General features: G+C 37.9%; 11 protein-coding genes. All 11 read right to left on the minus strand.

The window, feature by feature from the left end:
* Positions 1-65: 65 nt before the first annotated feature.
* A complete protein-coding gene (locus DQ356_RS11315) occupies positions 66-326 on the minus strand; it encodes a hypothetical protein (protein WP_126723232.1) in 261 nt (86 codons plus the stop codon).
* A gap of 44 nt (positions 327-370) precedes the next feature.
* A complete protein-coding gene (locus DQ356_RS03845) occupies positions 371-1045 on the minus strand; it encodes a hypothetical protein (RefSeq protein ID WP_114303163.1) in 675 nt (224 codons plus the stop codon).
* The gene (rfbD, locus tag DQ356_RS03850) at positions 1042-1911 is read right to left on the minus strand and encodes a dTDP-4-dehydrorhamnose reductase (RefSeq protein ID WP_114303164.1); all 870 of its coding nucleotides are present in this window, start codon (positions 1909-1911) and stop codon (positions 1042-1044) included. The genes DQ356_RS03845 and rfbD overlap by 4 nt, the downstream gene beginning before the upstream one ends.
* 7 nt (positions 1912-1918) lie before the next feature.
* Complete coding sequence (locus DQ356_RS03855; protein ID WP_114303165.1) at positions 1919-2401, minus strand: acyl-CoA thioesterase; 483 nt, start codon at positions 2399-2401, stop codon at positions 1919-1921.
* Positions 2402-2463: 62 nt separating this feature from the next.
* Positions 2464-2958: an OmpH family outer membrane protein gene (locus DQ356_RS03860; RefSeq protein WP_114303166.1), complete on the minus strand. Its 495-nt coding sequence runs from the start codon at positions 2956-2958 to the stop codon at positions 2464-2466.
* A 59-nt stretch (positions 2959-3017) separates the two neighbouring features.
* Positions 3018-3560, minus strand: coding sequence for an OmpH family outer membrane protein (locus DQ356_RS03865; RefSeq protein WP_114303167.1), 543 nt, complete (start codon positions 3558-3560; stop codon positions 3018-3020).
* 8 nt (positions 3561-3568) lie between these two features.
* Positions 3569-6106 (minus strand): outer membrane protein assembly factor BamA, encoded by a 2538-nt coding sequence (bamA, locus tag DQ356_RS03870; protein ID WP_114303168.1) that lies wholly within the window; start codon positions 6104-6106, stop codon positions 3569-3571.
* 18 nt (positions 6107-6124) lie between these two features.
* Complete coding sequence (locus DQ356_RS03875; RefSeq protein ID WP_114303169.1) at positions 6125-6877, minus strand: isoprenyl transferase; 753 nt, start codon at positions 6875-6877, stop codon at positions 6125-6127.
* Between the two features lies 1 nt (position 6878).
* The gene (gene porG, locus DQ356_RS03880) at positions 6879-7769 is read right to left on the minus strand and encodes a type IX secretion system protein PorG (RefSeq protein ID WP_114303170.1); all 891 of its coding nucleotides are present in this window, start codon (positions 7767-7769) and stop codon (positions 6879-6881) included.
* Positions 7770-7998: 229 nt separating this feature from the next.
* A complete protein-coding gene (locus DQ356_RS03885) occupies positions 7999-9081 on the minus strand; it encodes an arginase family protein (protein ID WP_114303171.1) in 1083 nt (360 codons plus the stop codon).
* 83 nt (positions 9082-9164) lie between these two features.
* On the minus strand, positions 9165-11741 hold the full coding sequence (gene topA, locus DQ356_RS03890) for a type I DNA topoisomerase (RefSeq protein ID WP_114303172.1): 2577 nt from the start codon (positions 11739-11741) through the stop codon (positions 9165-9167).
* Positions 11742-11809: the final 68 nt, after the last annotated feature.

The following is an 11809-nucleotide window of genomic DNA, read 5'->3' on the forward strand; positions in this document are numbered from 1 at the left end:
TGGTTGTTATTTATATTTCAAAGATCTCTTCTCTTTTCGCTTGTATCAGGATTCTCTTTCTGTCGTTAACCCCGATTTGCGAGTGCAAAAGTATAAACTATTTTTGAACTGACCAAATGTTCTTGAAAATAAATTAAAAATAATTTTCTAACCCCTATCAAATACATCCTAATCCTCAATCGCCTCTCCTGCGCTTCCCTTAAAACATTCTCTCGTTTTGGGATTGCAAAGATACGCTCTTTTTCTATTGTTCCAAATAATGGCTGCAGTATTTTTACACTAATTAAGTAATTGTTTGAAAATGAGAATGATTTTTTTCTTCCCACTCATGTTTTAAAGACAATATAACTTAACTGCCACTTATAAAAATTTAAAATTCTTTATAAATTACTGTGAGAAATTGGGCGTAGGATTTCTCTAACAGTTGAATATCGCCAGTTTTGATGTTGATTCCGGGATTTTCTGGGGAGTTTGACCCGATACGAAAAGGCAAAATTTGAATATATTGTGCTGGCTGAGAATCCTGTGCAGAAAATTTAGCCGAAGATCCCAAGAGTTTTCCTGTAGAAATTGTATAAATATTTCCTGGTTGCAAAACCTGTTTCGTAAAAGTTCTAGGATGCAAAATTATGCTCTTTTCATTCAGCGTCATCTTTTGTTTTTTATTGGACGGTGCAAATAAATACAACATATTATTTTCTTCAGAAAATAAATGAGAAGGTAAATAATATAGTGCTAATTTATAATTCCAAGGATCGAAAGGAAGGAAACCGCCTTCTATTGCCTGAACGGGAGCATAAACAAATGCATTGGCTCCAATTTCTTTCGCCTTAGAATATACACGTAAAAATATTTCAGCATCATCTTCTGAAAATCCCTGCACTTCTACTTCGCCCAAATATTCTGCTTCCGAATGTTCCGGATTTATTCTATAAAAGATCTTGTCTTTATTATCATGAACTTTTGCTACTTTGGAAAGAATGACATTCTGAGCAGCAGCAAAATTCATCAAGCCAACAAAAAGAATGATTATAAAATTCTTCATTTCGAGTTGTTTAAGATTCCAATACATTCTTCCAGACTTTGTTCCCAGTGTTTGATTTCCACATTATATTTTTCTTCAATTTTACTTAAATCCATGGTGCTTCTTCTCGGTCTTTTGGCTGCTGTGGGAAATTGATCTGTAGAAATAGGATTTATTTTCACTTTGCTTTTGGAAAATTCAGCAATTTTCGAAGCAAATTCATACCATGTAGTTTCGGGATAATTTGAAAAATGAAAAATGCCGTACGTTTTATTCTCGTTAGCTATAATTTTCATCAGTGCTTCGGCAAGGTCATTAGCATTTGTAGGTTGCCCGAACTGATCAGCAACTACACTCAACTCTTCTTTTTGACTGAAAAGATTCAGCATGGTTTTCACGAAATTTTTATTAAACTCTGAATAAAGCCAGGAAGTTCGTACGATGATACTTTCAGGATTTAGTTCAATGGCCAAATTTTCTCCTTTCAGCTTAGAAGCTCCATACACTCCGGAAGGCTGGGTGAAATCGTCTTCTGAATACGAAATTTCTGTTTCCCCATCAAAAACATAATCAGTAGAAACATGAATGAACGTTGTTTTGAATTTTTTGGAAGCTTCTGCGAGAAAAGCCACAGCATCTGCATTCACGGAAAAAGCCATTTCTTCCTCTTTTTCAGCAAAATCTACTGCGGTATATGCTGCCGCATTGATGCAATAATGAGGTTTATATTCTTCAAAAAAATCAAAAACTGCGGCTTCGTCTGTGATATCCAAGTCGGATGAATCTGTAAAACGGAAATCATAATTCAGTTCATAATCGGGTGCTATTTTTTTCAAACAGTTCCCCAATTGTCCGTTTCCTCCTGTAATGAGTATTCTTTTTTTCATGTTAAAATTATGCTGTTTTGTTGTGCTTTCTGAAATAAGAAACCCTACTTTGAAAATCTTTCTGCTCAATTTCAACTCCATATTCCCGGAATTTGTTCTTGATCTCTTCAGGCTGTACTTCAGATTTTCTTGTTTTCAGGTTGAAATAGATTATCGTAATCCAAAGTACTGCGTGGATGGTTTTCCCATCTTCACTTTTCATGAGAATTTCTATTTTTGACAGTCTATCACCCACATCGACTGTTTTACTGCTGATTTGAACTTTTGAGTTGTACCGTACTTCTTTCAGATATGCAATTTCGTTCTGTATCGTAATCCATGTACAGCCGGTTTGTTGAGTGTAATCTTCATAAGTAAATCCGTAAAAATTTTCTACGTGATCTTCTCTCGCATTCAGCATATATACCAAATACTTTACATTATTGAGGTGTCCTATCGGATCGCAATCATTAAAACGGATTTTGACGATTGTTGAAATTTCTTTTTCCATGATGCAAAAATAGAAAAACCATCCCTAAACAGAGATGGCCGTATTTTCAGTTATTTTTAAAATTAAATTCCCAATTCTTTTTTCACTGCAGGAGTAGCATCAGTACCACCTCTGTAGATGAGTGCGCTGGCATCAATGATAAAATCCCAACCGTTTGCTTTTGCAGCCTTTTCGATAGCGTTGTTCAACTTATCAAGTACAGGCTTCAGAAGTGTTTCTCTTCTTTTCATAAGATCTTGTTGTGCAGTTGTAGCCATTTGTTGCAAATTGGTCTGTGTTTTCTGCAGTTCAGTTTCTTTCGCTGTTCTTTGTGCTTCAGTTAGTTTTGCACCTTCTGCCTGATATTTTTGGACTTCTGCCTGGAAAGTATCGCCTAGTTTTTTAAGTTCAGCTTCTTTCGTTTTGCTAAAAGTATCAAGATCTGTAGTTACTTTTTTAGTTTCAGGCATCAAGGAAAGAATTTCCTCATAATTCAAAGCTGCAATTTTCTGAGCATTTGCTACGCCTGCTGTCATCAGCAACATTACCACAGCAAATAATACACTTATTTTTTTCATAATTTAGGTTAAATAATTAATTTGTTTTCGTTTGATTGTAATATGGGCGCAAAGTTAAACTATTTTTTTGATGAACTTTTACCCGTTGTACCTTTTGTAAGAAAATCCAGAACTTTGTCGGTATAATCATATCTTTTCTGAAGAAATATTACGCTAATGTTGTTGCTTTTATCAAGAACTATGCCCAATCCGTTTTTCTCGGAAATCGTCTTTATTGCGTCCCAGATCTGATCCTGAAAAGGTTGTGTGAGATTCGCTCTCAGCTTCGCGATCTCGCCATTTGTTCCGAAACGAAGGCTGAGCGTTGTCTTGATATTTTTATCAAGATCCATAACTTCTTTTTCCCGTTGCTTCAGTTGTTCGCCTACCAACAATACTCTTTCGTTATCAAAAGCAGATTTTTTTCTTTCATACTCAGACTGTAAATTCTGAATTTCAGTTTGCCAGGTTGCAATTTGTGCGTTCAACCGGTTTTCGGCTTCTTTATATTGCGGCAGCCTATTCAGGATATAATCTGTATCTACCACGCCGATCTTCTGTGCTTCTGCGGAAGCATAGGTGAAAAGAAGCGCAAATAATAAAATTATTTTAAAGTTTTTCATTGTCAAATTTACAAAGTTTGGTTCATCAGGAAGTGCGTTCTCCAACCCGAAGGTTCTGAACTGAATAATGGCTTATCAAAACCATAAGCAAAATCAAACCCTATTAATCCGAACGCTCCCATATATACTCTGATTCCTACACCGGCGGACCTTTTCAGCTGAAATGGGTTGAAATCTCCCCATTTGTTCCAGACATTCCCCCCTTCCAGAAAAGTAAGTGCATATACTTTGGCGGTTTGGTTCATAGAGATCGGATATCTTAATTCTAACGAAAAACGGTTGTAAATAGTACCTCCACCCAATTGGGTAACGTCAGTTCTTGTTCCTCCGTTGGTAGAAGCATTTTCATATCCACGCAGCGGAATAAGTTCTCTTCCGTCGAATCTTCCTCCGAAAAGTCCGGTTCCGCCTACATAAAATCTTTCAAAAGGCGGCGCGCCTAATTCTTTGTTATATCCGTCCATGAAGCCCATTTCGGCGGTAGTACGCATCACCAGTTTCCCGATAACTTCATTATAGGCATCCGCTTTGAATTTTACTTTATAAAACTCCATCAGTTTGTATTTCTGAACAGGAGTCATTGTGGAATAATCTTTATTACTAAACAATGAATAAGGCGGCGTAAATTTCACCGACGCTTCCACGTTGGATCCCTGTGTAGGGAAAATCGGATCTAAACCTGCGGAGTTTCTGCTCAAGCCAACATTGATGTTGAAGTTTTGTGCATTTCCATTGTATTCTGTGACTTCTCCGAACTGGAAAGGATAATTATTGAAATTATAGCTCTGATATTGAAGTCCCGTGTAGAGAGAGAAATAATCGTCCGGCCATTTCAAAAGTCGGTTCAACCCTACATTTGCTGAAAAAATATTCAGTTTCTGAGAACCTCCATACTGGTCTGAATAATTAACAAGTGACTGATTAATTCCTACAGAAAGTGCGGTAGGTTTAGTTCCGAAAAGCCATGGTTCCATAAAGGAAACTCCGTAATTCTGGAAATAATATCCTGCCTGCGCCTGAAGCGACAACGTTTGTCCGTCACCTTGGGGAATCGGCCTGAAACCTTTGAGCTTCAGGAAGTTTTTCAATGAAAAGTTATTAAAGGTCAATCCCAGTGTTCCAATAAAAGTATCGCCACCGTAACCTGCCTGAAGCTGAACCTGTGAAGATCCTTTTTCTACCAAAGACCAGTGAACATCAACGGTATTGTCTTGTTGATTGGGTTGAATATCATATTTAATAGCCTGCGGATCAAAGAACTGCATCGAAGCTAAATCAAAATAAGTTCTTCTGATATCCGCTTTTGCAAACAAACTTCCTGGACGTGTACGAAGGGAACGCAATACAACATGGTCGTGTGTTGTCGTATTTCCGCTCCAACTGACGCGATTCCAGGCTGCTTTTTCTCCTTCAGCAATTCTAATTTCAAGATTGATGGAATCTCCATTTACGGATTTTTCCACTGGAGTTACATTGGAAAAAAGATAGCCGCTGTTCATGTACATCGATTTGATATCGCTGTCATCATCTTTTCCGCCATCTTCGCCCACTTTTTTATTAAAACCTATTGCATCATAAATGTCGCCGGTTTTATATCCTAAAACCCGCTCCAGATAATCCGTTGAAAACGCTGTATTTCCTGTAAAAGTAATATCGCCAATGTAATATTTTTTACCCTCATTCAGTTTTACATTGATCTCAAAGTTTCTATTCTGATTTCTCCAAACTGAATCTGAAATAATTCTGGCATCACGGTATCCTAAAGAATTATAATAATTAACCAGATTATGCTTATCTTCTTCGTATTTTTCACGAACAAATTTCGATGGTTTGAAAATACCGCCGATTCCGAATCTTTTCTGTTTTGTATTTTTGAAGGCTTTTTTTCTCAACTTAGCATCCGAAATGGTTTCATTTCCTTCAAACTCAATGTGGTCGATTTTAATTCTTTTCCCTTTTTCTACTTCAATAGTCCAGTCTACCAGATTAGGATCGCTTGCATTTATTTTATCATGAATGGTAATTTTGGCATCTGCAAAACCTTTGCTGACATATTCTTTTGGAACATTCGTTTTAAGAGTAGAAACAAGATTCTGAGTGATTTTCACTCCGGGTTTCAGGTTGTTATCCTTTGCCAGTTTCTCATTTTTAGATTTCCCGATTCCTTTTCCTGTGAATTTCACTTCGCCTAGTTCTTTGAGATCTTCCAGATGAAACTTCAGGACTACATTATCTCCTTCAATACTTTCCACATACACTTCCACTTCCGAAAAAGCGTTCTGTTCCCACAGTTTTCTAATCGCAGAACTGATCTTTTGCCCCGGAATATCCACGGTTTCACCTTTGTTGAGGCCTGTGAATCTGAGAATCTGCGCGGGTGAATATTTCTTGACACCATCGATGACGATGTCTTTTAATTTATAAGTACCTGTCTGGTTTTCAGTATATACAGGATTATTATCCTGAGTATTTCCCTGTGGTGTTACCTGACCGTAAAAATGTGCCGAGGCAACAAACATAATGATAGGGATGAATCTAAGCTTCATTGTATAGTATAATAACTTTTATTTATTTATTTCCAGCTGCTCGCTGGTTTTGCCGTATCTTCTTTCTTTGTTTTGATAATCTACAATACACTGGAAGAAAGTATCTTTCGTGAAATCTGGCCACAAAATATTAAGAAATTGTAGTTCTGCATAAGCAATCTGCCACAACATGAAGTTGCTGATGCGCACTTCACCACTCGTTCGGATCATTAAATCTACCGGAGGAAAATTTTTAGTGTACAGATGTTCTTCAAAAATGTGTTCATTGATATCTTCGGCCTGAAGGTCTCCCTTCTTTACTTTTTCACTGATTTGTTTTACAGCCTGCAGAATTTCCCGTTGCGAACCATAACTTAATGCCAGAATAAGATTTCCTTTTGCGTTGTCTTTAGTAAGTTCCACCACATTCATCAGCTGCTCTTTCACCAACGCAGGAAGTTTATCCACTTCTCCGATGACATGTAACCTGAGGCCTTTTGTGAAAATTTCCTCGGCTTCCAGAAGCAGGGTCTCGGAAAGCAGATTCATCAATGTATTCACTTCGTCGTGAGGCCGACTCCAGTTTTCTGAGGAAAAAGTATACAAGGTTAAATAGGGAATGTTGATCTCATTACAGGCATTAATTGCATTTCTGACTGAATTGATTGCATTTTTGTGCCCAAAAGTCCTCTCTTCTCCGCGTGATTTCGCCCATCTTCCGTTGCCATCCATAATGATAGCCACATGTTTCGGGATATTTTGTAAATTGATTTTTTCTTTTACTGATGACATATTAATCACAATAACACGGCGGTCTTCCGAATGAGTAGGTTACTGCCAGAGTAACACTGTTGATCCAGTCTTTGGAATTAGGATCTCCCACCTTTCTTCTGTATAGAAAATCCCGTTCTCTTTCCTGAGCTACTGCATAATAGTAGCCAGTTTGCAAGAGTGAAGTATTGGTATTGGGAGAAAGAATATCTGCATTAAAAGTGGATTTAAGATCTTTTTCCTTCAGCATGCTGTAATCTAACTGTTCACTGATGGTAGGCCTGAACATTACTTCTGCCGATATAGCCCAGTTGTAGTTGAATTTATATTTCAAACCAACACCGAAAGGAACATATCCTGTTACTTTCTTCCCGGAATCGTATTCTATGGTCGAATTAAAATCCAGCTCGTTTACAGGAGCCTGAGCAACACCGTTCACATCTCGTCTGAAGTCATGAGACATCGTTGCCTGGGTAACATCATGCATCATCGCTCCTACACCGGCAAAGATATAAGGGCTGATCATTCCTCTCTGTTGTTCATTATTCACAGGGAAGAAATTATATTCAAAAATGGCACTTGCTTCATAAAGATCATTGGTTCCCCACATTTTTCTGTTGTAACGATATTCTTCCTTGGCTGCTGCATCAGCAAACTGAACATGATTATAACCCAAATCAAAACGCAAAGTCTGATGCGGATTGAAATTCATTCTGTAAAGTAAACCTCCGTATACGGGCAAACCAAACGTGGAAACATCTCTGAACGGCATTTGCAAAATATAATTGGTGCGGCCAATATCACCTACAAGGTTGCTGTGGCCTACTCGCACACCTAACTCATGCCTTTGTGCATCCATATCTGCAATTGTCAATACAAGAGCTAGTATGCTAAATAATAATTTTTTATTCATGGAAGAATACGGTTTATGGTTACTTTAAAAAATTTTATTTGTGCAAATATAAAACATTTTTATATTTCCAAAATTCTTAATGATAAGTTAAATATAGACAAAAAAAATATAATTTTTAAAAACTAAACGTCAAAATCTTTATTTTATTCTAAATTCTATAGAGCTACAAGGCTTTTAATCAGTAGCAACCTTTTCTAAATCAATCACGAAAAACGCATTCTGAGAAATATTAATGATGTAAAAACTTCAACAACCGGGAACTTAAAATACCCCGTTTTGCGTTTTCGTAGTCATCTATTGTGCAAGGCAACCATTCCTCAATACTTTCACTATTTCCGACATACCACAGATTGCTGAAAACATCTCGCCGAAAAGCGTATTGAGCATCATCAATTATTACCCAGAAAGTTTCAAATTCCCTTTCTTCAGGATGGCTTTTCCGAATGTTGATGCCTTCTGTTAAATACCAGATCATCTGCGCCAGAAGCTGTTCATTCAATATATTTCCGGAATCAGCAACCACATTGAAAATCCCAACAGATTTCAAATTTCTGCCCAGCCCGATTTCTTTCATAATGGCACATATTTCTCTTCGGTTCAGTCCGTTTACCTGCGGATGGATTGAAAAACAATCGCTCATACTTTCCACAGCATCACAATTTACCGTCACCATATCGGTAGTCCGCAAAAAGGGTTCTGCTTTGTCCGACCGGTTCATCATTTCTGCCAGTCTCATTACATCAAAATCCACTTCATTCATCAATTTTATGGTCTCAACTTCATTCAGATGCTTCTGATAACCAAGGTGATGATATTTATTAATTGAAAAGTTCTTTGATGAAAATATTTTGCTTAGGAAGTTATTTTCCGTAACTTCCGTACCTTCCGTATCCAGTGAAATCCTATCTGAAATCTGAGTATAGCTGATGTTTTTATGATGAAAATTCAGCGCAGAATAAACAGAAAAAGAGAGATCATTGCTTCCACCGATCACAACAGGAATTGTCTTTTTATAATGACAGGAAGATAATATTTCCTGAAGAATATAGTGGGTATCCTCTCTCGTTTTCCCTGAAATCAAATCTCCGAAATCATGAACGGGCACTTCGAAATCCAACCCTGAAAGTTGATAAAGCTGTCGCCTGACCGGAGTAAAATCCAGCATTTCTGCAGATTCGCCTGCTCCACGATAATCCGATACCCAAAGCAACGCAATTCCGGCTTCAGGCAATTCGTCTTTCAACTGACTGCCGAACTGCCATTTTTCGGTCTTGATATATTTCGGGGGAATAATGAAATCTTCGTAGTTCATGAATTGATCAGGATTGTAATTCAACAAAAATAGCAAAATTTACTTCGCCTTTCACAGAACCTTCCCAAAAATTGTTTTCAATATTATTTATCAGATTTTTTTGGAGCTTTTTTCGCAGCCACAGTTTTCTTTGGAGCTGCGGTTTTATTTGGAGTTGCTTTTTTGGCCGCAGTTTTTTTCTTTTCTGCAAAAGCAGTCTTATCCTGTGCTGTAATCCATTTTTTCACTTCTTCCAGAGTCACTTCTGCTAAATCCTCAGCGGTATATTTCTCGTCGTCTTTGGTTTTTGGAATTTTAAAATTTGTTTTCCCAAATTTAATAAAAGGGCCCCAACGTCCATTCTCAATAGAAATCTTCTCTTTTTCCCACTGTTGTATATAGCGGTTCGCTTCTTTTTCCAGTTTTGCTTCTATCAACTCCTGAATGTCATTTTGAGAAAGATTCTCGAAATCATATTTTTTAGGAACATTCACAAACATATCTTTGTATTTGATGAATGGCCCGAATCTTCCTTTTCCTTTGGTTACAGGTTCTCCTTTGTAATGAGCAACCGGAGCGTCGGCAAGTTGTTTTTCTTTTATAAGTTCTTCGGCACGTTCCTGATTTACAGACAAAGGATCTTCTAATTTCGGAATACTAATGTACGTTTCGCCCCATTTTATATACGGGCCAAATCTTCCGACCGCAACAGAAACCGGTTTGCCTTCATAATCCTGAAGTTCAAAAGGCAGTTTGAACAGTTCCAGAGCTTCTTCCAAAGTAATGGTGGCAATATTTTGTGTTGCCATCAAGCTCGCAAAAGTTGGCTTCACCTCATCATCACTTTCTCCAATTTGAATCATAGCACCATAGCGCCCCATTCTTGCATAAACATTTTTTCCTGATTTCGGATCTTTCCCCAGCAATCGTTCTCCTGTAGCGCGGTCTGCATTTTCCTCTACATCTTCTATTTTAGGATGAAAGTCTTTGTAAAATTCACCCAAAACTTCTTTCCATTTTTCGGCTCCATTGGCAATATCGTCGAAGTTCTGTTCTACTTTTGCTGTAAAACCATAATCCAGAATCTCGGCGAAATTATTCGTCAGAAATTCATTCACAACTTCACCAATGTCGGTAGGAACAAATTTATTTTTATCGCCACCGAATTTCTCTGTAACAACTTGTTTTTTAAGCTCCTTCGTAAGGGTCATTTTTACGATTTCCCTTTCCTGTGGCAAAATTTCCCGTTTATCTACATATTCTCTATTCTGAATGGTTTGAATCGTCGGCGCATAAGTTGAAGGCCTTCCGATACCGAGTTCTTCCAGTTTTTTTACCAGTCCGGCTTCCGTGTAACGTGCTGCAGGCCTTGTGAATTTCTCGGTAGCTTCAATTTTTTTATATTTTAATAGTTCACCAACTTTTACTTTCGGGAGGATCTTTTCGTTGTCTTCATCGTCTTCATCTTCGTTTTTAATAATTCCGTACGCTTTCAGGAAACCTTCAAAAATAATTACTTCTCCCTGAGCTTCAAACTGATACTGAAGTTTTGAATTTCCAATCTGAATTACGGTTCTTTCGATCTTGGCATTGCTCATCTGCGAAGCGAGCGTTCTTCTGTAAATGAGCTGATAGAGCTTATTCAACTGAGCATCCCCAATAGATTTCACAGAGAAATCTGTCGGCCGTATCGCTTCGTGGGCTTCTTGTGCAGAAGCAGATTTTGTGGTATAATTTCTCGGATTAGAATACGCTTCCCCAAACTCTGAAATAATTTGAGACTTCGCTCCGTTGATCGCTTCCTGAGAGAGATTTACGGAATCTGTTCTCATATAAGTTATGAATCCTTCTTCGTATAATCGTTGTGCCAAACGCATTGTTGTGGTGACATTATAACCTAATCTGGACGATGCTTCCTGCTGAAGCGTAGATGTTGTAAATGGTGCTGATGCAGAACGGGTTCCGGGCTTTGTTTCAACGTTCTGAACTTTGAATTCGGTGTCTTTTGCCTGAGTTAAAAAATTCTCGGCTTCTTCTTCTTTTTTAAAATCACCTTTCAGTTTGGCAGCAATTTCCTGTTGTTCTTCATTCAGGAAAGTCCCTTCAATCTTGAATGCAGAAACCGGCTTGAAATTTCTGATTTCTAATTCTCTTTCTACTACAAGGCGTACTGCAACAGACTGCACTCTTCCTGCCGAAAGTCCGGTTTTTACTTTTTTCCAAAGCACCGGCGACATTTCAAAACCCACAATCCGGTCCAGAACTCTTCTGGCTTGCTGGGCATTCACCAAATTCTGGTCAATTTTTCTCGGATTCTCTATCGCTTTCTGGATGGCATTTTTGGTAATTTCATGAAAAACGATTCTCTTCGCATTGTTTTCATCCAATTTCAATTCCTGCGCCAGATGCCACGCAATAGCTTCTCCTTCACGGTCTTCATCGGAAGCCAACCAAACGGTTTCCGCTTTTTTCACGGCTTCTTTCAGCTCGGAAACAATTTTCTTTTTATCGGGAGATACTTCATAATCGGGCGTAAAAGTGGTGAGATCTATTCCCATTCCTTTCTTAGGCAGATCCCGAATATGGCCGAAGCTGGATTTCACTTCAAAATCCTTTCCGAGATATTTCTGTATGGTTTTGGCTTTTGCCGGCGATTCGACAATAACGAGATTTTTGGACATCCTGAATTTTTTGCAAAAGTATAAGTTTTTTTTAAAGTGGGAATTCTGGCTTTTCGAACTTATTTATT

It is taken from the genome of Chryseobacterium lacus (assembly GCF_003336205.1).
GTDB lineage: Bacteria > Bacteroidota > Bacteroidia > Flavobacteriales > Weeksellaceae > Chryseobacterium_A > Chryseobacterium_A lacus.